24 protein-coding genes are annotated in these 26,403 nt (G+C 57.7%); 23 read left to right on the forward strand and 1 reads right to left on the reverse strand.

Going from position 1 to position 26,403, the window contains the following annotated elements:
* Positions 1–473: 473 nt before the first annotated feature.
* From QZY48_RS31205 to QZY48_RS31310, 22 genes are all read left to right on the forward strand, one after another.
* A complete protein-coding gene (locus QZY48_RS31205; RefSeq protein ID WP_295437973.1) occupies positions 474–689 on the forward strand; it encodes a hypothetical protein in 216 nt (71 codons plus the stop codon).
* A gap of 397 nt (positions 690–1,086) precedes the next feature.
* Positions 1,087–1,974, forward strand: coding sequence for a glycosyltransferase family 2 protein (locus tag QZY48_RS31210; RefSeq protein ID WP_295437975.1), 888 nt, complete (start codon positions 1,087–1,089; stop codon positions 1,972–1,974).
* Between the two features lie 256 nt (positions 1,975–2,230).
* Positions 2,231–3,025: an ABC transporter permease gene (locus QZY48_RS31215; protein ID WP_295437977.1), complete on the forward strand. Its 795-nt coding sequence runs from the start codon at positions 2,231–2,233 to the stop codon at positions 3,023–3,025.
* A 102-nt stretch (positions 3,026–3,127) separates the two neighbouring features.
* Complete coding sequence (locus QZY48_RS31220; protein ID WP_295437980.1) at positions 3,128–3,439, forward strand: nucleotidyltransferase domain-containing protein; 312 nt, start codon at positions 3,128–3,130, stop codon at positions 3,437–3,439.
* Positions 3,440–3,638: 199 nt separating this feature from the next.
* Entirely contained in the window at positions 3,639–4,958 is a 1,320-nt protein-coding gene (locus QZY48_RS31225; protein ID WP_295437982.1) for an ABC transporter ATP-binding protein, read from the forward strand.
* A gap of 6 nt (positions 4,959–4,964) precedes the next feature.
* The gene (locus QZY48_RS31230; RefSeq protein WP_295437985.1) at positions 4,965–5,711 is read left to right on the forward strand and encodes a bifunctional 2-polyprenyl-6-hydroxyphenol methylase/3-demethylubiquinol 3-O-methyltransferase UbiG; all 747 of its coding nucleotides are present in this window, start codon (positions 4,965–4,967) and stop codon (positions 5,709–5,711) included.
* A gap of 550 nt (positions 5,712–6,261) precedes the next feature.
* The gene (locus tag QZY48_RS31235) at positions 6,262–6,891 is read left to right on the forward strand and encodes a hypothetical protein (RefSeq protein WP_295437987.1); all 630 of its coding nucleotides are present in this window, start codon (positions 6,262–6,264) and stop codon (positions 6,889–6,891) included.
* A gap of 1 nt (position 6,892) precedes the next feature.
* The gene (locus QZY48_RS31240) at positions 6,893–8,140 is read left to right on the forward strand and encodes a hypothetical protein (RefSeq protein WP_295437989.1); all 1,248 of its coding nucleotides are present in this window, start codon (positions 6,893–6,895) and stop codon (positions 8,138–8,140) included.
* Positions 8,104–9,315, forward strand: a complete 1,212-nt coding sequence (locus QZY48_RS31245) for an acylneuraminate cytidylyltransferase (RefSeq protein ID WP_295437991.1) — start codon at positions 8,104–8,106, stop codon at positions 9,313–9,315. Before QZY48_RS31240 ends, QZY48_RS31245 begins: the two co-directional genes overlap by 37 nt.
* A gap of 2 nt (positions 9,316–9,317) precedes the next feature.
* Positions 9,318–10,199 (forward strand): N-acetylneuraminate synthase family protein, encoded by an 882-nt coding sequence (locus tag QZY48_RS31250; RefSeq protein WP_295437993.1) that lies wholly within the window; start codon positions 9,318–9,320, stop codon positions 10,197–10,199.
* A 4-nt stretch (positions 10,200–10,203) separates the two neighbouring features.
* On the forward strand, positions 10,204–11,133 hold the full coding sequence (locus QZY48_RS31255) for a hypothetical protein (protein ID WP_295437995.1): 930 nt from the start codon (positions 10,204–10,206) through the stop codon (positions 11,131–11,133).
* A 422-nt stretch (positions 11,134–11,555) separates the two neighbouring features.
* Positions 11,556–12,638 carry an SPASM domain-containing protein gene (locus QZY48_RS31260; RefSeq protein WP_295437997.1) on the forward strand — a complete coding sequence of 361 codons (1,083 nt, stop codon included), beginning with the start codon at positions 11,556–11,558 and terminating at the stop codon, positions 12,636–12,638.
* 26 nt (positions 12,639–12,664) lie between these two features.
* Positions 12,665–13,528: a methyltransferase, TIGR04325 family gene (locus QZY48_RS31265; RefSeq protein WP_295437999.1), complete on the forward strand. Its 864-nt coding sequence runs from the start codon at positions 12,665–12,667 to the stop codon at positions 13,526–13,528.
* Between the two features lie 4 nt (positions 13,529–13,532).
* Complete coding sequence (locus QZY48_RS31270; RefSeq protein WP_295438001.1) at positions 13,533–14,390, forward strand: methyltransferase domain-containing protein; 858 nt, start codon at positions 13,533–13,535, stop codon at positions 14,388–14,390.
* Between the two features lie 86 nt (positions 14,391–14,476).
* On the forward strand, positions 14,477–14,767 hold the full coding sequence (locus QZY48_RS31275; RefSeq protein ID WP_295438003.1) for a nucleotidyltransferase domain-containing protein: 291 nt from the start codon (positions 14,477–14,479) through the stop codon (positions 14,765–14,767).
* Complete coding sequence (locus tag QZY48_RS31280; RefSeq protein ID WP_295438004.1) at positions 14,764–15,231, forward strand: hypothetical protein; 468 nt, start codon at positions 14,764–14,766, stop codon at positions 15,229–15,231. The genes QZY48_RS31275 and QZY48_RS31280 overlap by 4 nt, the downstream gene beginning before the upstream one ends.
* A gap of 57 nt (positions 15,232–15,288) precedes the next feature.
* Positions 15,289–16,278, forward strand: a complete 990-nt coding sequence (locus tag QZY48_RS31285) for an NAD-dependent epimerase/dehydratase family protein (protein ID WP_295438007.1) — start codon at positions 15,289–15,291, stop codon at positions 16,276–16,278.
* The gene (locus QZY48_RS31290; RefSeq protein WP_295438009.1) at positions 16,275–17,417 is read left to right on the forward strand and encodes a DegT/DnrJ/EryC1/StrS aminotransferase family protein; all 1,143 of its coding nucleotides are present in this window, start codon (positions 16,275–16,277) and stop codon (positions 17,415–17,417) included. Before QZY48_RS31285 ends, QZY48_RS31290 begins: the two co-directional genes overlap by 4 nt.
* Complete coding sequence (locus QZY48_RS31295; RefSeq protein ID WP_295438011.1) at positions 17,414–18,613, forward strand: hypothetical protein; 1,200 nt, start codon at positions 17,414–17,416, stop codon at positions 18,611–18,613. The genes QZY48_RS31290 and QZY48_RS31295 overlap by 4 nt, the downstream gene beginning before the upstream one ends.
* Before the next feature lie 647 nt (positions 18,614–19,260).
* Positions 19,261–20,076, forward strand: coding sequence for a glycosyltransferase (locus QZY48_RS31300; protein WP_295438013.1), 816 nt, complete (start codon positions 19,261–19,263; stop codon positions 20,074–20,076).
* A 23-nt stretch (positions 20,077–20,099) separates the two neighbouring features.
* The gene (locus QZY48_RS31305) at positions 20,100–21,089 is read left to right on the forward strand and encodes a glycosyltransferase (protein ID WP_295438014.1); all 990 of its coding nucleotides are present in this window, start codon (positions 20,100–20,102) and stop codon (positions 21,087–21,089) included.
* 140 nt (positions 21,090–21,229) lie between these two features.
* Positions 21,230–23,149, forward strand: coding sequence for a hypothetical protein (locus tag QZY48_RS31310; protein WP_295438016.1), 1,920 nt, complete (start codon positions 21,230–21,232; stop codon positions 23,147–23,149).
* A 343-nt stretch (positions 23,150–23,492) separates the two neighbouring features.
* Here the strand turns inward: QZY48_RS31310 and QZY48_RS31315 are convergent, their stop codons facing one another.
* Entirely contained in the window at positions 23,493–24,905 is a 1,413-nt protein-coding gene (locus QZY48_RS31315; protein ID WP_295438020.1) for an FAD-dependent oxidoreductase, read from the reverse strand.
* Positions 24,906–25,191: 286 nt separating this feature from the next.
* Here QZY48_RS31315 and QZY48_RS31320 point away from each other — a divergent pair, with 286 nt between their 5' ends.
* A complete protein-coding gene (locus QZY48_RS31320; protein ID WP_295438023.1) occupies positions 25,192–26,331 on the forward strand; it encodes a glycosyltransferase in 1,140 nt (379 codons plus the stop codon).
* The last annotated feature ends 72 nt before the right edge of the window (positions 26,332–26,403 follow it).

Raw genomic sequence — 26,403 nt, forward strand, 5'->3', positions numbered from 1 at the left:
CGATCTGGCGCAACACCTCATACTGTCCCTCGTTGATCTTCTTTGGCCGACCACCTTTCGACATCGTTGCGCGCCTCGTTCTTGTAAACTCGCGCAAGAATATCGGCCAGGTAGATTTTGTCTATACCCTCTAAGAAACCGGTCCCAAACCCCAGGCCCAAAATCTCAAGCAGCCGTGCCCCCCCAGATCAGCATCATCCTCAACATTACCATCCATGCCCGCATCGCCAGTCTGCTGCAAGTCGATGACGGCGAGTTCGCGGCAGCAATCGGACGGAAGGCCAAGTCCCGGATCTGTCTCACGACGTGGTCACAAACTCGTTAGCCATCCAAGACGCAATCAATCCGGTGCAAATCTATCTCGACCTCTGCTGCTTCAATCGCCCCTACGACGATCAATCCCAGGTCCGCATTCATTTGGAAACCGAGGCCATAATTCTCTTACAGGAGAGAATCAAGCTTGGAGAATTGGTATGACAACGGAAACTGAGCTGCGCCTCCAGGGCATGAGCGCACTGATTAGCGCCATGGGGCTGATCGAAGCGGAGCGCTTCGTCGCGGCGATCAATCGGGAGAAATTTGACTACACCCAATGGCGTAAACAGGGATTGCCTGACCTGAGTATCGATGAAATCGCCGCTCGGGCAAACACACTGTCCGCCAGCCTCAACGTAAATCCCACCCCCTGAATCAACCAAACGCTTTGCCCTAAGCCTTTCAACTCTTCACCTCCTGGCGCTGCGGGAAGCGATGGCACGCTGTCCCCGGCCGCTGACGGTGGATCGCTTTGCCACGCGAAATCCGGCCAGATCCCGGCTGGAACTCGCCGCCGCCGGGGGCCGCCCCTAAGCCGGAGGAGCGGCCCCCCGGCCGCGACGGGCTGCCGCAAGGGCGCGTGGCCACAGTGATGATCAAGGCCCCTCGAAGCCTGACGCCAGATGAAGCCCCCCGTTCCAAGAAACCGAGCAAAGCCGCCCAGCACGCAACCCAAAAACCTGCCAAACTCAGCAACACCACCGCCTTGCCAAGCGCGGTACCATCTTCAGACCCCGGTCCCAAACCCCAGGCCCAAGACCTCAAGCAGCCGTGCCCCCCCAGATCAGCATCATCCTCCCGTGCCGGAACGAGGCCGCCGCCCTGCAGGCCCTGCTCCCGCTGATCCGTCAGGTCCTCCCGGAGGCGGAGGTGCTGGTGGTGGATGACGCCTCCACCGACGGGTCCGCGCAGATTGCCGCCGCCCAAGGTGCACGCTGCATCCGCCACCCCTACCAAAAGGGCAACGGCGCCGCCATCAAGACCGGCGCCCGGGCGGCCAGCGGCGAGACCCTGATCTTCATGGACGCCGACGGCCAGCACGATCCGGCGGACCTCCCGCGTCTGCTGGAGCGTTACCGGCAAGGCTTCGACATGGTCGTCGGCGCTCGCCGCTCGGGATCCCAGGCCAGCCTCGGACGCGGTCTCGCCAACCGGTTCTATAACCGCCTCGCCGGCTACATGACCGGCCAACGGGTGGAGGACCTCACCTCCGGTTTCCGGGTCGTGCGCGCCGACCGGTTCCGCGAGTTCCTCTATCTGCTGCCCAACCATTTCTCTTACCCGACCACCATCACCATGGCCTTCTTCCGCGCCGGTTATGACGTGAGTTATGTGCCGATCACCGCGGGCCGCCGCGGCGGCAGGAGTCATCTGCGTCCCCTGCAGGACGGCGCGCGCTTCCTGCTCATTATCTTCAAGATCGGTAGCCTATATTCACCGCTAAAGCTCTTCGTGCCGGTCTCAGTCCTGTTCTTCCTGCTTGGCAGCGGCTATTGGGTCTACACCTACAGCCTGACGCTGCGGCTCTCCATGATGACCGTCTTCATGCTCACCACGGCCGTCGTCGTCTTCCTGATTGGCTTGGTTTCGGAGCAGATTACACAGCTCATGTATAGGCCGCTCAGCGCCCCTGAGCCCCGGCGGGATGTAACCCCGTGAGCCGGTTTCCGTGGCTGAAGCGGCGCCTCGCACCGCTGGTTGAGACGCCATTCCACCCCGCCGGTGTCCTCCTGCCCCACGGGGTCATGGACCCCTCGCACTTACGTGCGCAGACCCCGCCGGTCTTTCGTCAACCACAACAGGCAGGCCTGTCGGCGGCGATCCGTCGGCACCCTCCCAACCTGTTTCAGTCATGGCTGATCGCTAGTGCCCCTCGACCATGACTGAGCCCCAAGTCCTGATCATCGAACCCGGCTTGGCCGAGCGCGACTACTGGCGCGACCTCTGGCGTTACCGCGAGCTCTTCTACGTGCTGGCCTGGCGCGACATCTCGGTGCGCTACAAACAGACCATCATCGGCCTGGCATGGGCCCTGCTGCGGCCCTTTCTCACCATGCTGGTGTTTACCGTCGTGTTCGGCAAGCTTGCCAAACTGCCCACGGAGGGCGCGGCGCCCTATGCGCTGATGGTTTTCGCCGGCCTGCTGCCCTGGCAATTTTTCTCCACCGCCCTTTCCGAATCATCCAACAGCCTGATCGGAAACGCGAATCTGATCAGCAAGGTGTACTTTCCCCGGCTCATCGTGCCGACCGCCGCGGTGGTCGTGTCGTTCGTCGACTTCCTCATCAGCTTCGCCATCCTCGTCGGGCTGATGCTCTGGTACCAGTTCGTGCCCGGCTGGCCGATCCTCACCCTGCCGCTGTTCGTCCTGATGGCCTTCCTCGCCAGCCTGGGGCCCGGGCTCTGGATCACCGCGCTCAATGTCAAGTATCGGGATTTCCGGTATATTATTCCCTTCATCGTGCAGATCGGCCTGTACGTGTCGCCGGTGGGCTTCAGTACGTCAGTCGTGCCGGATCGGTGGCGGCTGCTATACTCTCTGAATCCTGTGGTCGGAGTCATCGACGGCTTCCGCTGGGCCATCCTCGGCGGCGAATCAACTCTCTATTTACCAGGTTTTTTGCTCGGCTGGTGTGTGATCGTCTTCTTCCTGTGGCTCGGCATCCGCCAGTTCCGCGGCATGGAAAAGAGCTTTGCCGACTTGATTTGAGTAGAGGGTGAAACGGCATGACGACTTGCAGGCTTGGCAGCAAGGGACAGACCTCCCCCGACCCTCGGGCTCAAGCCTGAGCCATCGACACGAGTTGCGACTATGCCCCCGGATCCTGTCATCACAACCCTCGCCGATGAACTCAGTTGCCGCCTCGGGGCCCACCTCCGTGGTCTCTGGTTGTACGGCTCCAGGGCGCGTGGCGACGCGCGCGCGACCTCCGATTATGACGTCTTGATTATCGTCGATGAAAAGACGCCTGCCATGCGCGAGCGTATCCTGGACCTGCAAGTGGAAATCCTCGACCGCTACGAAGCCTTGGTGGCCACCTTGCTGCGAACCGAGACCGAGTGGCACGGCAGTCAAGGCTCTCCACTGGCGCGAAACATCGCGCGCGAGGCGGTGCAACTGTGACACCCGCGATTGCGCGACTGCTCAGTGCCGCAGAGGCCAAAATCCATGCTTCGGAATTATTACTCCGGGAGGGGCATAATGGCGATGCTGCGTCGCGCGCCTACTACGGCGGATGCGCGCCGGATCGTCGCAGCGATTAACGCCCACCTGCGCCAACCGGAATAGACCCCACCCGAATTCACTCGGCCAACCTTGCCTCATGCCCGCCATCACCGTCGAAAACCTCAGCAAGTCCTACGTGGTCGGTCACAACACCGCCCAGACGGAGCGCTATACTGCACTACGCGACGTCCTCGCACGCAACGCCCGCAACCTGGCGCGCAAGACCCGCGACATGGTCCATGGGCGGGCCATCGTGCAGGGCGACGAGGTGGAGGAGTTCTGGGCGCTGAAGGACGTTTCCTTCGAGGTCAAGCGCGGGGAGACCCTCGGCATCATCGGCCGCAACGGGGCCGGCAAGTCCACCCTGCTCAAGGTCCTCAGCCGGATCACCGAGCCCACCAAAGGCCGAATCACTATCCGCGGCCGTGTCGCCAGCCTGCTGGAGGTTGGTACCGGCTTTCATCCCGAACTGACCGGGCGCGAGAACATGTTTCTCAATGGCGCGATACTGGGCATGACGCGCGCGGAGATTAGGCGCAGGTTCGACGAGATCGTCGCCTTTGCCGAGGTGGAAAGGTTTCTCGACACCCCGGTCAAACGCTATTCCTCCGGCATGTATGTCCGTCTGGCCTTTGCCGTGGCGGCGCATCTGGAGCCGGAGATCCTCGTGGTGGATGAGGTGCTGGCGGTGGGGGATGCTCAGTTTCAGAAGAAGTGTTTAGGGAAGATGGGGGATGTGGCGAAGGAGGGGCGGACGGTGTTGTTTGTGAGTCACAATATGGAGGCAGTCACGAATTTGTGCCAATCAGCTATTCTCTTAACTCAGGGGCGAAACCAGGAGAAAGGAGAAGCGAAGGGAGCGGTATATAATTATCTGAGCACGCTATCTTTATCTTCTTTGACATCCAACGGACAGTTTTGCCGAGAGCGTACGAAGCCGGAGGCTGCTATTATTATAACTCGGGTTATGCTTGTCGATGGCGATGCCCCAGGTGTAAGATTTGATCTTTCTAAGGAGATTCGACTGCGAATAAGTTATCAGGTGTGCAAGCCTGTTAGAGGTGGGTTTCTGGGGTTTCAGGTCAAAACGGTCTTAGGTCTGCCGATTTTTACCTCAACTAATGCAGATGTCGCTGGCGCTTTGGGGGATAACGTAGTTTCTGGGGAGCTAGACGCTGTGGTTCATTATGGTGAAGCGGATGTCAAGATACCAGCCTATCAACTGAATGTTGGCGCTTATGAGTTACATGTGGCGGCGTTTGCGCCTGGAAGAGGGTTGCTTGATCTGATGGCGGACATATTTTTCGATGTGTATGATAGTGGGTCATTTGCATCTTATCCTTTCACTTCTGCGCGCCAAGGTGTTGTTCTGTTGAGAACGCCATGGATAATACACAAGACCAAGCGGATAGACTAAGTTGAAATGGGCTGGCTTAAAGAAAAGTATACCAAGCAATATTTCCTTCAGCGTGACGATGAGGGGCGTAAGCTTCCTTATGGTGTCTTCGGGGTAGAGTACTGGGAGAGGGGAGAGCTATATCCAGAAGCAAGAATGCTTCTTGATACTCTTGATCTAGCAAATGCTGATGTGCTTGATATCGGTATTGGACGAGGCGACTCAATGCGGTATTGTCTGCAGCACGGGGTAAAATACATTACTGGTATAGACTTTGCGGAAGCATCAATAGAGATAGCTCGCTCTACGCTTGCAGGGCTAATGAAAAAGAATTACCAACTGGTTTGCGATGACGCTTTGGCCTTTCTGGAAAACCAGCCGAAGATACCGAGGTTTACCCATGTGTTTTTGTTAGACGTCATAGAGCACATTCCTCGTTATGAAGTGGAGCAATTGTTGCCTCAAATATTTGAACGCCTTGTTCCGGGAGGAGTCTTAGTAATACATACTCCTTTCTTTATCGAGGATGACGATATCATAGTATCGGGAGGCAAGGAGATCTGCAAAGATTCTTCTGATAAGTTCGAGGCAACTGCGGGCATGCATGTTAACAGGTATAGCGCGGAAGGTCTCGGGATACAATTGCAGAATTTTGGCTTTGCTAGATGGAGTCCGCATATGTTTTTCCGGCCAATCGGCGCTATCCCCGTATGGCACTATCATGGGCTTGGGAGAGCGAAGCTTGCCAAACTATTTGGATACTATGTAAGGTAGATGTTGACACCTAGGAAGTCTCTTGTGTCAGGGACCAATAACTTTTGCTTCTTGTGATACCTATTCTTGAATCATCGACTGGACTGAGGGGGCGTGGGCGCGTGAGTCGAATAATTCAGCACTGATGATTGGTGCGGCCCAAGCCTGACATCTCGGCTTGGCTCTATTGTCAATGAGATTTTGTTTGGCAGCGCAGATGGGCACGATGGTATCGAGAACTCATTTGACATGTTAGAGCTTCGGATGCCAGGCGCGAACTTGCCTTCTCTTTTTCAGATGGATGCGGAAACTCAATGCATACGGATGTCGCCTTCGCAAATGACTGATCAATATTTGTTTTGGCCGGGAGGAGGCAAGGCTTTGTGAGCGCGTCCGAATCAAGAGCCGGAGCACAAGCGAATCGATCAGCCAGACCGGCGGCGATAATTCGTCACCCTCGGTTGATCCAAGAACCGCGGGCCGCGCTAGCGATCCCGCAACGCCGCTTTTGAGCGGGTCATAAATTGAGAATCCCTGGCTTTCAGGGGATTCCCGTTCGGGAAGGCCATATATGCCATCTAGTAGATATGAGCACATTTCTGATGCAGTCTCAATAATTCTAGCTCTATCTCCGCAAGCCTTCTTAGATGTTGGCTGCGGTTTTGGACGTTGGGGCTTCTTGGCTAGAGAGTTTCTTGACATATTTCAGGGAAGATATGAAAAGACTGCTTGGCTCACACAAATCGACGCAATAGAGGTATTTTCAGATTACATCTGTCCCCATCACGCGTATATCTACGATAAAATATTATTAGGGAAAGTAGAGGATTATATCGGAAACCTTCCACGTTACGATGTGATATTTGCTGGGGATGTCATCGAGCATCTTGAGAAAATAGAAGGGGAATCCATACTGCTGGGGCTGAAGTCGAAGTGCGCAAGAGCTCTTATTGTGGCGTTACCGTTAGGTAAACAATGGCCACAAGATGCAGTCTTCGGGAATCCCTATGAAAGTCACAAATCTGTCTGGACAGAAGCAGATCTTAGAAGGCTGGGTGCAAAGTATGTGAAATTGTACCGCGTGGATGATCGTCCCTATGCATTGGCAATTTGGACTTCATATGTTTTTCCTCAACTTGAGAGGCGCTCTAAACGCCTTCTCTCTATGTGCGGGAGACTGATCCGCAGACTGACAGGTTAATATGTCATCGAAAGTTTCTATAGTTCATTTTTCTAGAACACCTCTTGCTGGCGCTCCAGTTCGCCTTATCAATGCACTGCGCAGTTATACTGCGTATAATGTTCATTTGGTCGATCTGAAAAGATGGGGGTTATTCGATCATGATGTAGTTCACTCGGAAACTCCAGATAGGGTATTTGAGCTGGCTGCGAAAGCAGATATCATACATCTTCATAATTATTTGGATTATAATTCAAATGATTTCTACCCAGTAGATTTCAAGTATCTTTATAAGAGCGGGAAAATTTTTCTTCGGCAATTTCATACTCATCCTGAATCCGTGGCACATGTGATGGGAATCACTGCGGAAGAACTGCTGGCTTCTTCCATACCATCGATTGTTATTGCTCAGTTTCAGGAACGTTATTATCCGCACGCACGTGTGGTGCCAAACATTATCCCACAAGATTCGCCCCCTTACCGGCCGCTTATTAAAGATCTGGAGCATCATGTTTTCTACGGTCCCAGCGTATCAATCCGCGCATGGGAGCATCGCTGGAATACAAAGGGAATGCCAGAAACACTTGCTTTGCTCGAAAGGGTAAGTCGGTGTACGAATTGTCGAGTTAAATGGATGTCTGGGCAACCGCTAGCGGATGTCATGCGCGAAAAGCGTAGGTCCCATTTGGTGATTGATGAGCTGGTAACAGGCAGTTATCACATGTCCGGGCTTGAAGGTTTGAGCCTCGGTAAGCCAGTCTTGGCATTTCTTGATGAGCGCACTCAGTACGTATTAAGAGAGATTTCGGGATCAGATCTTTGTCCATTCATCAATTCACGGATTGAAGATGGGTTTGACATTCTGCTTTATCTTCTTCGACATCCTGATGAGATGGCGGAAATTGGTGCCTCTAGCCGGGAGTGGATCGAGTGTTATTGGGCGGATCATATACTTGTGCAGCATTTTGTAGATGTGTATGAGGCAATACTTCTCAACCCTGGGTTAATAGTTCGTCAGGAGTCACTACGTTTGCATAACAAAGCAACCCGATTTCACGCGCTTATCCTGCCAGACTTGGTCTATCAATCGAGATCTCGCTGCCAAGATAACAATGGGGTCTTAGACGATGCATGGACATATGCACAGAGACTAATTGCTGGTGGTCGACACATGGCTAACAACTGTCTTCCCAGTTTCTTGCGCAAGTCCCTTAAGAACTTCTGGGTACATGCGTGCAGGTTGGTATCAAAGTCGAAGTGGTTACCGTGAACATAGCGGCAATAATTCCAGCCCGCGGCGGCTCCAAGGGCATTACCCGCAAGAATGCTCTCCCATTGGCAGGCAAACCCCTGCTTGCGCATGTACTGGAACAAGCGCGGCTGGCACATGCCGTGGATCGCGTGATCGTGTCAACCGATGATGCGGAGATTGCCGAAGTGGCCGGGCGGTTCGGAGCGGTGGTGGTTTGGCGACCAGCGGAGTTGAGTGGGGACTCGGCCTCCTCGGAATCGGCGCTCTTGCATGTGCTGGAGCATCTGCGCATGACCGAGGGCTACGAGCCGGATCTGCTCGTCTTCCTGCAATGTACTTCGCCGCTAACGCTGGCCGAGGATATCGATGGGACAGTTCGGGCATTGCTGGACGCCAGGGCGGACTCCGCGCTGGCGGTGACTCCGTTCCACTATTTTCTCTGGCGGCCGGGCGAGGACGGCGACGGGGTTGGGATCAACCACGACAAGCGCGTGCGGCCGTTGCGCCAGGAGCGCGAGCGTCAGTATCGGGAGACCGGGGCAGTTTACGTCATGCGGACGGCGGGCTTCCGGGAGGCGCGGCATCGGTTCTTCGGCAAGACGGCGCTGTACCTGATGCCGCCGGAGCGATGTCTGGAGATCGACGACCCGGCCGATTTCCAGGTTGCGGAGGTCCTGATGCGTGAGCAGCAGCGGGTGAAGCGGCTCGGTTTGTTGCCTGATCCGGTTCGGGCTTTGGTGCTCGATTTTGACGGGGTCTTCACAGACAATCGGGTGATCGTCGCGCAAGATGGTAGCGAGGCGGTGGTTTGTGATCGTGGCGACGGCTGGGGCTTGGCGCGACTGCGGGAGGCAGGCGTGCCGATGCTGGTACTTTCCACCGAGCAGAACCCTATCGTGCAGATGCGCTGCGACAAGCTGGGGCTGCCATGCCGACAGGCGCTTGACGATAAATTGAGTGTGCTCGACGCCTGGTTGGGCGAACAGCACATTTCTCGTGAGGAAGTGGTTTACCTGGGGAACGATGTCAACGACTTGGCCTGCCTTTCCGCCGTCGGGGGTGGCGTGGCGGTCGCGGATGCACATCCCGGGGTCCTCCGCGTGGCGCGGATACAACTTTTCGCCAAAGGCGGACAGGGCGCCATTCGCGAGGTCGCCGATCTCATTCTGCAACAGATCAACCGAGGAGCCTGAACATGACCCATGCGATCAATGTTGGCGGCCGTCCGGTGGGAACTGGCCAATCGACCTATGTTACCGCCGAGATCGGGATCAATCACAACGGGGACCTGGACAGCGCCAAGCGGCTGATCGATGCCGCCGTTCTGGCCGGTTGCAGTGCAGTAAAGTTTCAAAAGCGCACGCCGGAGCTTTGCGTGCCACCCGATCAACGCGACATCGTGCGCGAGACACCCTGGGGCTTGATGACCTATATGGACTATCGCTACCGGGTCGAATTCGGTACTGATGAATATCGACAGATCGATGCCTACTGCCGCGAGCGTGGTATCGCTTGGTTTGCATCCTGTTGGGATCAACCGTCGGTGGATTTCATTGAGGCGTTCGCACCGGTCTGCTACAAGGTGGCCTCCGCCTCGCTCACGGACGATGCCCTGCTGCGTCATATCGATGCCAATGGGCGCCCGGTGATGCTTTCCACCGGTATGTCCACCATGGAGGAGATCCGTCATGCCGTATCGCTGCTCGACCCGGAACGGCTCCTGATTGCGCACAGCACCAGCAGCTATCCCTGCAAGCCCGAGGAACTCAATCTGCGCATGATCTATACGCTGCAACGCGAGTTCGCTTGTCCGATCGGTTATTCGGGCCATGAGGTCGGTTTGCAGACCACGCTCGCCGCCGTCGCGCTTGGCGCCTGTTTTGTGGAGCGCCACATCACCCTTGACCGCGCCCTCTGGGGCAGCGACCAAGCGGCCTCGGTCGAACCGCACGGTTTCACGCGCCTCGTGCGGGACATCCGCGTCATCGAGGCAGCGATGGGGGATGGGGTGAAGCGGGTATATCAAAGCGAAGAACCTATCCGCGCAAGACTTCGCCTCACGGGGAAACAGCGGTAGCGATATGCAGGAATATTATCCCTCTTTAACCTATTATGGGATTGGCGCGATCATTCGGAAATATTCTAGCTTTCCAACCTTTCTCCCCCTCCCGGTATCGATTCAGCATGGGTGGGATATCGCCCCTAACGCCCATGATGCGCGCGAGGATGCACCGGAGAATTGGTACTGGTCATGCAATCTCGAAGCGCAGTATCAGCAATCCTATCCTCGGGTGAAAACCCGAGCGATCGGGGCCCCTTTTCTTTATCTGCTGAAGTCTGTCGAATATGAGCCGGCGCGGAAATCCGAACGCAAAGGGTCAATCGTTTTTCCATCTCACTCATCAGATTTAGTGGAGATGAAATGCGACTTCGATAAATATGCAGCAATGCTTGCGTCCCTGCCGGATCTATATAAACCAATTACGGTTTGCTTATATTATATCGACAAGGAGAGAGGGTTTGACCGGCCTTTTTTGAGGCATGGATTTGATGTGGTTTCAAACGGTGCAAACCTTTACGAGGCACAGTTCTTGCTTAACTTTATATACAATACAAGGGGTAAGAGGTTTTCATTCTCAAATCAGATGACATCTGCATTGTTATTTGCTTCCGCGATGGGCCTAACGTCGTTTTTTTGGGGTCCTGAATTTACAGTCAACAACGAAGATCCCCACTGGCAGCATCTGGATTACAGTCACTATTTTCGGACGTGGGAAGCAAACTTCGCTCCATATTTTACTTTTCCGGTATGTGATTTCGATGAGCAAATTCGGTGCGTCGATGTCGAATTGGGTCGCCGCAACTTGCTTTCGCCAGCTGAAATGAGAAAACGCTTAATCGGTCTGCTGTCGCATTCAGTTTATCTGCGAAAGTCATCTAGAGTCATTCGGGGGTACGCTGGTAAGACAGCCAGAGCAATGACCCGTATCTTCACCGGGCGAAGTGGATAATCCATACTTAATAGTTCTACAACATATACGCGCTGACCTTCTCGATCAACTATTGATAACCCAACACAAACGTTGAACCAGGGTCTCGATTCAATTATAGAGCATCTTGACAAGATTGCCGCGAGGGCGAGTCCGCGTATAGACAGTGTTCTGGAAGTTGAAGCTGGGTGATGATATAGTGAATAAGCAAGAAGTGCCTGAGCGAACGAAGGTCTTTGGGCCATGGCGTAGGGTGTTCAATCTGCCTGGTTTTTGGCTTGTTCCGATCACGCAGTTTTCGTCCGTTCTAGTCGAGTCATATTTGTTTTTAAAAACATAATTTTGCGGTGTTCTGCTGGGCATAAGTCCGCCACAGTCTCGCGGGATCAAGAGTGTGTGAAAACGGGCCAGATTGAACACCCTAGCCATGGCGTAATGCGAGCATGAAATATTGTATTGGGAAATTTGTACCGCCGATAGTGTTTGATATTGGAAAGTCTCTTTATCGCTATCTAGCCCATCGCCGATCGCGAGCGGGTGATGATCGCGGTCTGCCCCGGCCCGCTGAAAGGGCATGTCACTACCACGAACTTTTTATTAGAAGCAATGGCGATGTGTACCCGTGCTGCTTGGTCTGGCAAACTGATCATTTGAAGATTGGTCATCTCTCTGACCCAAATCTTATTCAGAAGATAGCGTCCTTTCATGGCCGTTGTAACTGTGAGCGTTACAGGCTGGTGTCGGGTCTGGGCTGCAACAAGAGCTATGACCTGTTGAACATCGAGCTTTCATACAAGTGCCAAGCACAATGCGCGATGTGCTGTGTAGATGCTCCGTCGTTTCAGGGGAAGTACGACAAGGGCAACTTCGACATGCTCGACACCCTCATATCAGCCTTACGACCAAATCGCATTCTTGTGCAAGGAGGTGAAATTCTGGCACAACCGGACTCGATAAACTGGTTGGCGAGGCTAAGACAGGGTATGCCAAATCTAGGGATGGAGATGGTTACGAACGGGAATAATATCAAGCAGATAGGCTACGTCACCGATACCTTTGACAGGATTACCGTGTCATTCGTCGGCTTCCAGCCTGCCACCTATAAAGTTATCATGGGAATGAATGTGGAAATGACAAAGAGATTCTGCGTGGAAGTCATTGCAAGCGGCAAAGTCAGGGTGTACCTCAAGTACCTGATCACTCCAAATAATTTGCATGAGCTACCGATGTTTCTTGAGTGGGCGATCGGTCTGGCTCCGGAAGTGATTTATTTCACGAATGCAGGCATGAGACAGTATATCAACGAGAACACTGGCGACCAATACTGGGTCAAGATGATTTCGAGGACACGGCAAGAGCTTACGAGTGTGATTGTTAAGCACCGGGAGTTTCTGGAATCGCAATTGAATAAGCGCTTTATGTATATTGGCGTTGATGGCGCGCACACTGGCGAACTTCTTGGGATCAACCAGAGCTATATTGCAGATCATGGTTTATCAAGCATTGTTACGATGATGCAAAATTAGATATCAGGATTTTTGGCGCGCAGCCCATGAAGAAGAGTGACTATTTGCAACTGCCGCGCATGCTAAATAGACTGCGTTCGATTCTTGAAGTCACCTCTTTCAATATCGCAGGCATTGATCGCGCACTTTCGGGTAACTACACCTCTTGGTTCGCCGCCCAGGCTGACAGCGTCGGCTACGATGCCGATGTCATCTTGGAGCGCACCCGAGCGGCACTGCTCAAAGTCAAGCGCGGCGAGGCGGTCTACGAGCGCGATTCCGTGATCTTCGATGAGGTTCAGTATGCCTGGCCGCTGTTGTCGGGATTGCTCTGGGTCGCGGCGAAACGGGGCGGTCGGCTCGATGTGCTGGACTTCGGCGGCTCGTTGGGCAGTACTTGGTTTCAAAATCGAGCCTTCCTCACCGGGTTACGGTCGGTGCGCTGGAACGTGGTCGAGCAGTCTGGGTATGTCCAGGCTGGCCTGCGCGAATTTGCGGACGAGACCCTGCGCTTTTATCCCTCGGTGTGTGCCTGCCTGGCGGAAACCCGTCCCGATGTCGTCCTCTTGAGCAGCGTGCTGCAATATGTGGAGCACCCCTACGACCTTCTCGATGAGCTATCGCACTCAACCGATGCGGACCTGATCATCGACCGCACCCCCTTCTGGGGCGGGGCTGCCGACCGGCTCTGTGTGCAGCAGGTTCCGCCTGAGATCTATCCGGCCAGCTATCCGAGTTGGATTTTTTCAGATGTGCACTTTCGCGCGATTCTGAGCCTGCATTGGGACGCGGTGGCCTGGTTCGACAGTCCGGATCGGTTGCGCGGCCCGGTTCCCTTGTCCTTCCGTGGGTTGATCGCGGCACGGCGAGGGTCGACGGACACTGAAGCGCGTGTCCAGGCGGAGACTTGAGCGCATGGGGAAACGTTATTTGAATCTCGGCTGTGGCGGGCGCTTTCACGCCGACTGGATCAACATGGATGTCGCGTCGCACGACCCGTGCGTCATCCAGGTCGATCTGAGTCGGGGCATTCCGCTCCCGGATGCGAGTTGCGCGGTGGTCTATCACGCGGCTGTGCTGGAGCATTTCCGCCCACCAGATGCGTTTTCGTTCTTGCGTGAGTGCCGGCGGGTCCTGACACCCGGCGGCATTCTGCGTATCGGCGTACCAGACCTGGAGCGGCTCTGTCGGCTCTATCTCGAGAAATTGGCGGCGGCTCAAGCCGGTGACGATGACGCGGCGCGGGATTATGATTGGGTGATACTCGAGCTCTTCGATCAGATGGTTCGTGAACGTAACGGTGGGGAGATGCTTGCCTGGCTGCGGCAGGATCCACTGCCGAACGAGGCCTTCGTTTATGCGCGGATTGGCGAGGAGGGGCGCGAGCTGGTCGCAGGCCTGCGGCGCGGGGCCGCGCCGGAACCGCAGCCGGTGGCGTCTCCTTTCGTTCCGCGACGGCTTGTCGGCGCCGTGGGACGGCGAATCGGAAGACTCCCTGCCGCGGTGAAGCGCCGCCTGCTGGCGCTCCTGTTGGGTGAGCAGGGGCTGCGAGCGCTGGACATCGGCCGGTTCCGCCTCGGCGGCGAGGTACACCAATGGGTGTACGACCCTTGGTCGCTGGCGCGGCTGGTGCGTTCCGCGGGTTTCAGTGACCCGGTGCCTCAGGGGGCGTCGACCAGTCTGATCCCCGACTGGCAAAGGTTCTATCTCGATACGCGCCCGGATGGGACCGTGATCAAGCCCGATTTGCTTTTCATGGAAGCGCAGAAGTGACCCGCGGATGCGGGGGTTGGGTAGCGGTACCCAGCCCCTCACCGGCAAGCGTACGAGGTAAATATGTGGTAGCGTAGGAGCCTGAAATGCGTTTGACAGAAGAGCAAAGAAAAGTGATCCGCGAAGCAGGGTTACGGCATTTCGGCGTGGCACCCCAGCTGTTCGGATCACGCCTGAACGACGCGGCACGGGGCGGCGACATTGATCTTTTCATTCCCGGAGACTGGCCCCCTAAAGAGGCCGTGCCCCGACGATTACGCCTGTGTGCGGAGTTGCATCGTTACCTGGGCGATCAAAAGATCGATGTGGTAGTGGAGAATAAAGCAGCTCCTTCTTCCATTCAGAATGAAGCGAGACGCCAGGGTGAGCCGATATGAGGTCGCTGGGTGATCTTATCAGTGAATGTGATCTTCACCTCCTCGCGCTGCAGGAAGCGATGGCACGCTGTCCCCGGCCGCTGACGGTGGATCACTTTGCCACGCGCGATCCGGCCCTGATCGCCGCGCTGGATCAATTTGCCTACCGTTTTGTCAAGCTGCAAGATGTCATCAGCGTTCAGCTGTTCCGGAGGTTTGCGCTGGATGTGTTGCATGAACCGGTCGAGTCGCTGCCGGTCATCGATATCCTGAATCTGCTGGAGCGCTATCGGTATTTGCCCTCTGTTTCGCGTTGGCAGGAGATCCGGGAAATGCGCAACCAGATTACCCACGAATACCGCCTGGACCCAGGCGAACTGATCATGACCCTGGAAATCGCTTTTCGTATGGTCTCGGAAATCTCTGAGATTCTTGACGGGCTAAACGAACGGCGTCGCCGGTCATGTGGCTCCTATTCCAGATAGTGGATGCGCTATCCTTCTCCACCCTACCGAATGAAGCAAGATAAACCGGTTAATGAGATGACACATGAAATGAGCTGGACCGGGCGTAATATCCTTGTCACCGGCGGCCTCGGCTTCATCGGCGCCAACCTGGCGCGGCGGTTGGTGGAGCTGGGCGCGCGGGTGACGCTGGTCGACAGCCTGATCCCGGAGTATGGCGGCAACCTGTTCAATATTGACGGCATCGAGGACCGGGTGCGGGTCAACATCTCCGACGTGCGCGATGCGCACAGCATGAAATATCTGGTGCAGGGGCAGGACTATCTGTTCAACCTGGCCGGCCAGACCAGCCACATGGACTCGATGCAGGACCCTTTTGCCGACCTGGACATCAATGCCCGCGCGCAGCTCTCTATCCTTGAGGCTTGCCGGCGGCACAACCCGGGCATCAAGGTCGTCTTTGCCAGTACGCGCCAGATCTACGGCAAGCCGGACTATCTGCCGGTGGATGAAAAACACCTGCTGCGCCCGGTGGATGTGAACGGCATCAACAAGATGGCGGGGGAGTGGTACCACATCCTTTACAACAATGTGTATGGCATCCACACCTGCGCGCTGCGCCTGACCAACACCTATGGCCCCAGCATGCGGATCAAGGACGCGCGCCAGACCTTTCTCGGCATATGGGTGCGGCTGCTGATCGAGGGCAAGCCGTTCGAGGTCTGGGGTGGTGAGCAACTGCGCGACTTCACCTATGTGGATGACGTGGTCGACGCGCTGTTGCGGGCGGCGACCGACGAGACGGCCAACGGCAAGGCCTATAACCTAGGCGGCGATCGGGTGGTAAGTCTCGCCCAGCTAGCGGAACTGACGGTCGCGGCCCATGGCGGGGGCACCTACAGTTCGCGCGACTTTCCCGCTGACCGTAAGCGCATCGATATCGGCGATTATTATGCCGACTACGGCCTGATTCGCACCGAACTGGGTTGGGCGCCGCGGGTCGGGCTGGAGGAGGGGCTCGGCCGCACGCTGCGCTATTATCGCGAGCACCTGGAGCGTTATCTGTGACGAGTGGCGTTCCGATCCCCCAAACGAATCCGAAGGCCGGCTACCTTGCCCATCAGGTAGAGATCGACGCGGCCCTTCGGCGCGTGGTGGATAGCGGCTGGTATATCCTAGGTCCGGAGGTGGCAGCGTTCGAGACCGAGTTTGCCGCGTACATAGGATTGGAGCACGCGATCGGTGTAGCCAGTGGTACCGATGCGTTGGAACTGGCCCTGCGCGGCTGCGGCGTCGGTCCGGGCCATGCGGTATTCACGGTTTCGCACACGGCAGTGGCCACCGTCGTCGCCATCGAGCGCTGCGGCGCCGAGGCGGTGCTGGTCGACATCGACCCGGCGACCTATACGCTCGATCCGAGCGCGCTGGGCTGCGCCATCGCGCGCCTGCGCGGCGTGCGACCCGCGGCGGTCGTGCCGGTACACCTCTACGGACAAGCGGCAGACATGTCCGCCATCCTCGCCATCGCCCGGCGCCATGACCTGCGGGTGATCGAGGACTGTGCCCAGGCGCACGGCTCGCGACTCGCGGGTCGGATGGCCGGTACCTGGGGCGACGCGGCAGCCTTCAGCTTCTATCCAACCAAGAACCTGGGTGCGCTGGGCGACGGCGGCGCGGTCGTTACGGCGGACGCGGCCATCGCGGGCAGCGTGCGCGAGCTACGCCAGTATGGCTGGCGCGAGCGCTATATCAGCGCTGTGCCGGGCGTCAATTCAAGGCTGGATGAACTTCAAGCGGCCGTGCTGCGAGTAAAACTTCGCCATCTGGATGCGGACAACCGGCGTCGCCGCGCCATTGCCGCTGCCTACCGGACGGTACTGGCCGAGGCACCCCTTGGCCTGCCGGTCTGCCGCTCCGGGGCTGAGCACGTCTATCATCAGTTCGTCATTCATGCGGCTACGCGCGACCGACTGCAGGCCGGTCTCCAGCGCCGCGGCATTGGGACGCTGGTGCATTATCCGCAGCCGGTGCATCGTCAGCCGGCCTACGCGGGCCGCTTGGCGCATGGCGACCTGAGCCATTCCGAGCAGGCCGCGGCGAGCGTGCTCAGCTTGCCCATGTATCCCGAACTGGACGAGGCTCAAGTGGCGCGGGTTGCTGCGAGCCTCTGCGCATGCCTCATCCAGGAAGCCACTGTATCCCCATGACGACTGCAAGCCCGGCTGCGGACCTGTGTCAGCCGTACCATTTTTGCACCTATTTCGATCGCCACTATCTGACGCGCGGGCTGGCGCTCTATCAATCGTTGCGTACGCACTGTCGGCGCCCATTCGTCCTCTGGACGCTCTGCTTCGACGAAGAATCCCACGCTATCCTCAGCGGGCTCGCCCTGGAAGACATGCGCCTGATCCGCCGCGAGGACTTCGAGGCGGGCGACGCCGAACTTGCCGCCGCCCGCGCCAACCGCACGCACGTCGAATACTACTGGACCTGTACGCCATCGCTGCCGTTATATGTCCTGCGACAGGACGAGTCCATCGACATCATCACCTATCTCGACGCCGACCTCTTCTTCTTCAGTGATCCCCAACCGATCTTTGACGAGTTCGCCCACGGTTCGATCCTGATCGTCGGCCATCGTTACGCACCGGCTTACGCGCGTTGGGTGGAAACCTCCGGGATCTTCAATGTTGGGATCATGGCCTTTCGCCGCAACGCCGTGGGCCGGGAATGTCTGCAATGGTGGCGCGAGCGCTGCAATGAGTGGTGCTACGCACACGTCGCGGACGGCAAATACGGGGATCAAAAATACCTGGACGATTGGCCGGTGCGCTTTGCAGGCGTTGTGGTTCTCCAACATCCCGGCGCTGGTCTCGCACCCTGGAATATTGCCCGGTATCGTCTGGAATTCGCTGGTGCCGAAACGCGGGTCGACGGGCTTCCTTTGGTCTTTTTCCATTTTCATGCCTTGAAGGTGCTGTCTCCTAGGATCATGTCGCCGAGCGCGGGATGCTACGGATTTTCATATCGCGCCATGATTGCTGTCTTCACGCCCTACCTGGAGGCCTTAGATCACGCTGCGGTGGTCAGCGGTTTGCCATTCGTCGATTCATTTGCCCCAAGCAATTGGCTGAAAAGGGTGCGTGGGATTCTTTCTCAAGACCTGTGGCGGCTCGGGTCACCGCGCGTCGCCAGGGTACTTTGGCACATTGGCGGTAAGAGTCGGGAGGCCCGAGACCTTCTTGAGTCCGCCGGCCAAAGCCTGAGCGGGTGCGACAGGCGCGCCGCGCGCTGCCTGATCCTGCGTGCCGTCATGGTCAACCCACTGATGATATTATCGAAGCCGTTTCGGGTGGTCGCCATGCGGTATCTGTTTGGGACGCAAGGCTCACAGCGGCCTTGAACACGATTCCGGCCGGTGTCGGCTCTCGTTGCGAGATATGCGCGAGCTTACGAGAAAATTCTGTGGCGCGCGGTTTCGGCGGAGCCAGTGTGGGTTGAGCGACTACCGTGATGGCGGGGGCCAGGCATTTAAGTTACGGCCTTTGTCATCGTTACGGCCAGCGGAGATCGGACCATACGGCAAGGCCGCTATCTGTAGGGTCCGCTGTGCGGACCAGCGGTCTCGCAGTCAGCGAAGTGGTCGGGATTATGATCAAGGCGGGAGTTACTTGCCCAGGTTCCATCTCGATGCCTGCTCGGAAATGACGCTGACCAAGCCCGGTCTCTGTCCGGGAGGCGAAGAAGTGACTGGCCGATGCAGGGATTAGCTGACACGTGAGGGGTAACGTGGGAGTCGGCAATGCGTTTGACCGAAAAGCAAAGAATGGTAATCCGCGAAGTCGGGTTACGCCGCTTCGGCGGGGTGCCGCGACTGTTGGGATCGCGCCTGAATGACGCGCAACGGGGCTGGGATATCGACTTGTTTATTCGGGGAGACTAGTCGCCGCGGGAGGCTGTGCCCCGAGAGCGATACCGAAGTTCGTATGACGAGAGTATTGGGTTCCACAGTGCCATGTTGTTAACGAGATTTCGCAGGTTTGCTAGCGGATGATGACTACATTTACCGTCATTACGGCCACTTTCAATGCTTTGCCGTTGCTGAAATTTACGGCGGAATCCGTTTTCCGGCAATCTTTATCCCATTGGCAATGGATTGTCGTCGATGCGGCATCCTCCGATGGCACCCCCGAATGGTTAGAGTTGGCCTCTGCGACTTGCCATGGAAAATTAATATATATTAGTGAGACTGATCGCGGGATTTATGACGCTTTCAACAAAGCGCTCATACATGTTCGAGGGGAATGGGTCATTTTTTTGGGTGCTGGGGATAAGTTTTATGGTGAGACGACGCTAGAGACTTCTATCCATCGTTTATCGAAAGTCCCATCGCGGTTGAACCTGGCTTATGGTCGTGTCGAATACATTGGGTCGCCCGAAGCCGAGTCCGGAAAACATAGTGATGAGCGTTGGGAAGGGCTTGGCGGGACCTGGGGATACGGTCGTCCCCGGTTGCCGAGTCACCAAGCTACGTTTTTCCGTGGTGTAATATTCAGACGCGGTACCCAATTTGATTCGTCGTATCGGATTGCGGGAGACGCTGCACTTATGTTGCCGGAGATTATCGCGAACGGCGCCTATGACATGCGGCTCACGGTATCTTTAGTGTTGTCAGGAGGTGTAAGTCAGAATCCGGCTAATAGACCTATGATGGTGTGGGAGTTTCTGCGTGCTAACCGTGGCGCAGGCTTAGTGCTCACGAGAGTTTTTTATCAGTACGCGGCGCTGGCCTTCCATTCTTTCAAGTATCTTCTATTTATAGTCAAGCGCCGGATGTTGAAACGGACTCCCCCCAATCTTTCATGAGAACCTCAGCACCACTGGTATCGGTGATCATTCCTACCGCTGGCGCTCGCCCGGCGCTGCTGATGCGGGCCGTGCGAAGTGCGTTGGAAGGTCTTCCCGCGGGGGCAGTTGAAATTGTTGTCGTTCCCAATGGCCCGGGCGAATCCACGATCACGACATCTCAGGCGGTCCGGGAGGCGTGCGGGACCCAGGCAGTTCGGATCTTTCCTTTGGCTCGGGCTAATGTCAGCGCAGCCAGAAACCATGGACTTTCGGTAATTCAGGGAGAACTTGTCAGGTTCCTCGATGACGATGATTTTCTGATTCCCGAGGTCGCTACCAGACAATATCAGGAGTTGTTGGGGTCGAGCGCTGATCTAAGTTCATACGCTCTAGTAATCGAAGATGAAGATCGCCGCCGATACGAGACGGTATGCCAATGGGACGACGAGGATTTCGTGGTCGCACAGCTTTCACGGGCCGGGCCACAACTGCCATTCCCACATGTATTTAAAACCGGGTTGGTGAGAAACCTGCGATGGAAAGAGAGCTATAGGGTAGTTGAGGACATCGCATGGATTCATACCGTCGCCGGACAGAGAGAAGTGCGGTGGATCAGACGGGATGACGTCGTGGGTGTCTGGTACCAACACCGAGGGCCGCGGCTTTCTCACCCGCTGGCGGCCCATCAAACCTTTTTTCTCACCGCCGAATCGATTATTGAAACGGTAGATAGGTTGGGTAAATCCGGTAGATTAAGCGAGCGGCGGAAAAAAGCAGCTGCCCTTGGATTGTGGACCTGTTTACACAATGGATTCTTTTTCCACCCTCTGTATTGGCACGGTATCGGGCGGGCAGCAAGTGCCCTTGATCTTTCGTCGCATCCCGACATTGCGTTGTACCGGGGGGCGGCCGCAACCATACTTAACCCATTGCTTTGGGAATGGTTAATGCTCCCGAAGCGGACGCTAAATCACTGGCTGCGGGTCGTACGCGCTCGGCTGTTCGGTGTAGATCATGTTCGGCATCTTTGACCATGAGTGATCCGATGAGTGCGTCTTGCGGATGCGGTACGAGAGGCGACCGAGCGCCACTGACCGCTGTTGCGGTTTACTCGTTCGACGTTTACGACACCTGCATTAGTCGGACCTTCGCGAGACCCCGGGATCTTTTCTTGGCCCTTGGCGAGGATTTGGCCGGCCCCGGGGTCGCCACGGAGGCCAAGGCGGCCTTCGCGCACGCTGTCAAAAGGTTGAGGATTCAGGCGGAGAAGCGCGCATTGAGGCGAGCCCGGCCAGTCGAGGGGGTAGGGATCGACGACGTTTACCAAGGATTGATGATTCCGCGACGATTTGGGTTTTCCAAAGCGGAGATGATGCATCGAGAACTCGCGTTGGAACGCGATAGCGTCTATCCGTTAGAGCCGACCCGCCAGCGGATCCTGGAATTGAGACGCGCCGGGGCGAGGTTGATATTCATCTCGGATATGTACTTGTCGGCGTCGTTTTTGCGGGAACTGTTGAGGGAGCACGGCTTTTGGGAAGATCAGGATCGCATTTATGTATCGGGGGAGATAGGGTTGTCGAAGCGCTCCGGCAATCTGTTTGCTCATGTGCTTGCAGCGGAAGCGATTAGTGCGGGCGAATTGCTGCATTGCGGCGACGATCCGATTGCGGACGTCGCGCGGCCCGCGGCAATGGGCATTCAGGTGCAGCATTTCGCCGCTGGGCGTATAAACCGGCGGGAACGGTTGTTCATTTCTCGGCGTCCGCTTTTTGATAGTGCCCTCTCGGTGGTTGCTGGTCTTTGTAGAAAGACCCGGCTTATTACTCTTAGCCCTACGTCCGAAGCTGAGGGCCCGACCTCTAGCGTTATTTCAGGCACTATAGCACCCTTCTTAGTCGCTTACGTCGCCTGGGTACTGCTTAATGCCAAGCGGCTCAACTTTGAGCGTCTGTATTTCGTGGCGCGAGACGGAGAGATCCTGCTGACGATTGCGCGGATTCTCGCCAAGCGCTTCGGCGGCCCTGAGCTTCGGTATCTATACGGTTCGCGTAAGGCTTGGCTGTTGCCATCGATCTGCTTCAACGATCCGAATTGGAGAGACTTGGTCGTGACGCCGGGGCAGGGAAATAGTATTTTGGATATTTTCGGACGCCTGGAGATGGACGAGGTTCAGACGGAGATGATATTGTCGGCGTACGGTCAGACGCCGGTCGCGGGCGGGCTCCCGTTGACCTGGCGTGCGGCCCGTCACTTTCTTGGCGTCATGCTGGAGAACCCGATCAGTCGCAGGTTGTTGGAAGCGAAAGTGGAGGAAAAGCGAAGCCTCGCCAGGCGGTACTTTGAACAGGAGGGACTGCGCGACGGCGTGAGCTGGGCGTTGGTCGATACTGGATGGGGCCTCAATTGTCAGGCGGCGCTGCGTAGAGCGTTGGGTCAGAGTGCGGCGGTTGACGAAAATGATCCGTTTGGATTCTATATTGGCTTGGCTAAAACACATTTATCTGAGAAGGTGGCTGGAAGATCATTCGCGATGATGCCGGCCGCGGGATCGATCTTCTCGCGACGGCGCGTTATTGTTGAGAATCTTTTCACACCGTCGACTCAGGCGACGACGGTCGGGTATCGTTACGATGGCCGCCGATGGGCGCCGGTTTTTGGTACTGAGACGCGCGGCGTGGAGCAACTGAGTTATGCTCGCACGCTCAAGGAATCGGTGGCCATTTATGCTGAGCTTGCGGTAGAAAATGATCGGCTCTGGGGTGCCTTTGAAACGTTCAGGCGCACTGCAACGATTGCTGCGGCCAACTTTATCCAAAACCCCAGCGCGGACGAGGCACGGGCCTTCAGTTCCCAGCAAAGCATCGCGGATCTGAGACATGAGGAGGCGTTTCACAAGCCGCTGTGCCGGGCACTCGATGTGCGGGATGTAGCGGCGATTGTGCGAACTGCCGTGACCGGCGAGCGGCGGCCGGACAATACCGCTCCGGATTGGCTGGAAGCGTCCTGCGCGATCTCTCCGCCCGTCGTTCGGGCCGTGGTGCGTACCATGCTCGGCATCGACCGGGTGATCAATCTAGCCAGGGGATGAGTAGCCCGCGAGTGCTGTCGATCGTTGGCGCAGTGATTGATGCTGTCTATCCGATCTATTGCGGTAGAATACATTCCACGCGGCAGTGGTTGCGCTCTGTTCGGCATTGGCGCGCCGGACCTGGCCAGCCGGTTGCCTCCACGTCGATTGATTCGCCTCAGGTCTCGATCCCCAGGCGCGCGGCGATGGCACGGACTCGGGCGTCAATCATTGGCTAATTGACAACGAGCCGCAGCGCCTAACGTTGGTGGCCTTGCTCGAAAAATCGCCCGCTGGGACCCTGGAAGCGCGGGCGGGGCGGCTCTTGTGACACCCCCACAATAAGGGAGAGGGAAAAAGCATCTTAACGCCACTCCGGATAGGGGCTCAGGTTGTAGCGCCCGTTCACCAGGTCGGGCTGGTTTAGGGTCAGTTCCGGCCGACCGTTTACCAGTCGCTCGATCACTTCGACACCCTGCATCAGGGAATGATCCTGGTTGCTGACCTCGTAGCGCCAGGCACCGAAGCGGCCTCGTGAGTATAGATGGCGACCTTCCAAGGCGGGGAGGGTCTGGTCGAGGATGGCGTCGCGCCCGCGTGAAGGGGTTGGATAGCCATGTTCCAGGCGCCGATGCCAGCGGGTGAGGATCTCGGAGTCTGGGCCGATCAGGCGCGTGGCGTGCAGGCCGCGGATCACGTCCTCGACGACGCGTTCGGCGGCGACGGGCTTGCGCGGGCTTTCGGAGACTTCGGCGATCAAGGACCAGGTTGTACCGGGCTCGGGGGTGTTGTTGGGGCTGTAGTTGCTGAACACGGTAACCCGATAGAAGGGGCAGTCATCTTCCGGGAAGTACATCCAGCACTTGGTGCGCAGTGCCTCCGGCGGCTGGCCGCGCAATCCGATGCCGACCACGTGGACGCTGGAGTACAGCAGGCGCGCGGTCTGTTCGATCAGGGTAGGATCGCCGACCAGGACGGCCAGACGATCCAACGGCAGGGTGCTGATCAGGTGGTCGTAGGCGTAGCATTTCCCGCTCACGGTCGTCACCGTCTGGTTGGCGGCATCGATGGTGACGACCGCGTCGCTGAAGCGCTTGTTGTCCGCGGGAATGTGTCCGGCCAGTTTGGTCCAGATGGCCCCGGTCCCGCCCGTGCGGGGGAACCGGAAGCGGTTGTTGGGTCCCCAACTCAGGTTGTCTTCGCCCAGACAGATGCCCTTGATGACTGTCTGGAGATCGGGGACCGCGACCCGCTCTCCGACCCACCGGGCATTCATCGCGGCCGGGGGATAGGCCCAGACCTTGAAGTTGTATGGCAACAGAAAGACCTCGGAGATTCCGCGGCCGAAGGTGCGTAGACTCCAGTCCTCGAAGTCCGCGGGCGTTCCGCCGGGCGCCCGGGCGACCTCCATCAACCCCTGCACGCAGCGCCACATCTCCTCTTTGGGCAGGCGATGCAGGTTGTATTGAAAGGGATAGGGGACGAAGCGCCCGCGGATCCAGACCCAACTCTCGCGCTGGTGTGAGATCCAACCATCCTCGCCGAGGGCCAAGGCCATATACTCGTCGAACTTCTGGTAGTGCGAGAACTGTACGTGGCCGCCCAGGTCCCAGGTGAAGCCCTGGTCATCGATGACCGAGCCGGCGAGACCGCCGGCGGCGGCCGTCGCCTCGATCAGCAGAAAGTCGGGTTCACCGAGTTCCAGCAGCCGGAGGGCGGCGCCGAGCCCGGTCGGTCCGGCGCCGATGACAATGAAGCGGTGTTGGGCGGTTGGCATGGGGAAATCCGGCTGGTTGCGAGACTGATCGGCGTGGAACCTGGCACAATTACCGGGTGTCTGCCGACCCCGGTTAGCTTTCACTATCCGGGAGGCCGGAGCAAGACGGCCTTGGCCATTGTTCCGACCATCGTGCGACTTGCGAGGTGGAGCGTACAGCGGACCCTACGGGCGCCGTAGGGTCGCTGTGCGGACCGATCGCCGCCGCCCGGAACCATGACCAAGGCCAGGTCTGCCAGTGGTTGTTTCGCCACAACGCCGCATCTCTTATGGGTTCTCAACGACCATGCGTATCGCCGTCCTCTGGAAGCGCCGCTACATGGGCAACGACGTGATCACGGACCGCTACGCGCGGCTCTACGAGTTGCCGTTGGGTCTGGCGCAGGGCGGTCACACCGTGCTGGTCCTGTGCCTGAGCTATCGCCACGCCCAACCGGAGCGCCGGGTGGACCCGATCTCGGGGCCTGGCTCCTTGGTATGGCAGGGATATAACGCCGGTCCGGGCTGGGTCGGTGGTCTCCCAGGGTACTGGCGCTCCGCGCTTGCGCAACTGCGCGCCTTCCGTCCGGAGGTCCTGCTCGGCGGGTCCGATGCACCCCATGCGGTGCTGACACAGCATTTCGCCAGGCGGCTGGGGTTGCCCTATTACCTCGATCTTTATGATAATTTTGAGAGCTTCGGCCTGACCCGCATCCCGGGCTTGCTGTCTCTCTACCGACGGGCACTGCGCGGGGCGAGCGGCATCGCCGCCGTCAGCGACCTGCTGGCGGAATACGTGTGCACCCTGGCGCCCGGTGTACCCGTTATCACGCTGGAGAGCACCATCGACCCGGAGCGCTTCTTTGCGCGTGACCGCCAGGCCGCGCGTGCCCGGCTCGGTCTCCCCGCCCAGGGTCGGTTGGTGGGCGTCTCCGGCAGTCTCGCGCGCAACCGGGGCATCGATCTGGTCTACGAGAGCTTCTTGCGTCTCAGCGCGGATGATCCAACCCTCTATCTGGTGCTGGCCGGTGATCTCGACCGCCGTAGGCCGCCGCCGCGGCATCCGCGCCTGCTGTTCCTCGGCCGTGTCCCCCACGCCGAGATGCCGCATTTTTTCAGCGCTGTCGACCTGGCCCTGATCCCGATGATCGATACCGCCTTCGGGCGCTATGCCTTCCCGCAAAAGGCCTATGAGATCATGGCCTGCGGCACCCCGTTGCTGACCGCACGGGTCGGTGCCCTGGCGCGGACCCTGGCCGATTATCCCGCATGTCTCTACGATGGCGCGGTCCCCGGGGATCTGGATCGCGGGATTCGACGACAATTGACCGAGCCGCTACTGCCGCCGCTCCCCATTCCAAGTTGGACGCAACAATCGGTCAGGCTTGCGGCCTTCATGGCGGAGCCGCTGTCCGCTGCCAGGCCGCGGGCCGCGCCCGAATTCTGAGCGGCAGTCCTGCGTGGAACTCCATCATTATTCCGGCCACTTCGAGGGTGATAGCCGTCGCGGCCGGGGGCC

This window comes from uncultured Thiodictyon sp., from assembly GCF_903828115.1.
Classification (GTDB): Bacteria; Pseudomonadota; Gammaproteobacteria; order Chromatiales; family Chromatiaceae; genus Thiodictyon.

What these genes read in the sequence shown, in the direction of transcription:
- QZY48_RS31205 (WP_295437973.1), top strand. Translation starts at nt 474, where the DNA reads ATGACAACGGAAACTGAGCTGCGCCTCCAGGGCATGAGCGCACTGATT.
- QZY48_RS31220 (WP_295437980.1), top strand. Translation starts at nt 3,128, where the DNA reads ATGCCCCCGGATCCTGTCATCACAACCCTCGCCGATGAACTCAGTTGC.
- QZY48_RS31225 (WP_295437982.1), top strand. Translation starts at nt 3,639, where the DNA reads ATGCCCGCCATCACCGTCGAAAACCTCAGCAAGTCCTACGTGGTCGGT.
- QZY48_RS31230 (WP_295437985.1), top strand. Translation starts at nt 4,965, where the DNA reads ATGGGCTGGCTTAAAGAAAAGTATACCAAGCAATATTTCCTTCAGCGT.
- QZY48_RS31235 (WP_295437987.1), top strand. Translation starts at nt 6,262, where the DNA reads ATGCCATCTAGTAGATATGAGCACATTTCTGATGCAGTCTCAATAATT.
- QZY48_RS31240 (WP_295437989.1), top strand. Translation starts at nt 6,893, where the DNA reads ATGTCATCGAAAGTTTCTATAGTTCATTTTTCTAGAACACCTCTTGCT.
- QZY48_RS31250 (WP_295437993.1), top strand. Translation starts at nt 9,318, where the DNA reads ATGACCCATGCGATCAATGTTGGCGGCCGTCCGGTGGGAACTGGCCAA.
- QZY48_RS31255 (WP_295437995.1), top strand. Translation starts at nt 10,204, where the DNA reads ATGCAGGAATATTATCCCTCTTTAACCTATTATGGGATTGGCGCGATC.
- QZY48_RS31260 (WP_295437997.1), top strand. Translation starts at nt 11,556, where the DNA reads ATGAAATATTGTATTGGGAAATTTGTACCGCCGATAGTGTTTGATATT.
- QZY48_RS31265 (WP_295437999.1), top strand. Translation starts at nt 12,665, where the DNA reads ATGAAGAAGAGTGACTATTTGCAACTGCCGCGCATGCTAAATAGACTG.
- QZY48_RS31270 (WP_295438001.1), top strand. Translation starts at nt 13,533, where the DNA reads ATGGGGAAACGTTATTTGAATCTCGGCTGTGGCGGGCGCTTTCACGCC.
- QZY48_RS31275 (WP_295438003.1), top strand. Translation starts at nt 14,477, where the DNA reads ATGCGTTTGACAGAAGAGCAAAGAAAAGTGATCCGCGAAGCAGGGTTA.
- QZY48_RS31280 (WP_295438004.1), top strand. Translation starts at nt 14,764, where the DNA reads ATGAGGTCGCTGGGTGATCTTATCAGTGAATGTGATCTTCACCTCCTC.
- QZY48_RS31285 (WP_295438007.1), top strand. Translation starts at nt 15,289, where the DNA reads ATGACACATGAAATGAGCTGGACCGGGCGTAATATCCTTGTCACCGGC.
- QZY48_RS31295 (WP_295438011.1), top strand. Translation starts at nt 17,414, where the DNA reads ATGACGACTGCAAGCCCGGCTGCGGACCTGTGTCAGCCGTACCATTTT.
- QZY48_RS31300 (WP_295438013.1), top strand. Translation starts at nt 19,261, where the DNA reads ATGATGACTACATTTACCGTCATTACGGCCACTTTCAATGCTTTGCCG.
- QZY48_RS31315 (WP_295438020.1), bottom strand. Translation starts at nt 24,905, where the DNA reads ATGCCAACCGCCCAACACCGCTTCATTGTCATCGGCGCCGGACCGACC.
- QZY48_RS31320 (WP_295438023.1), top strand. Translation starts at nt 25,192, where the DNA reads ATGCGTATCGCCGTCCTCTGGAAGCGCCGCTACATGGGCAACGACGTG.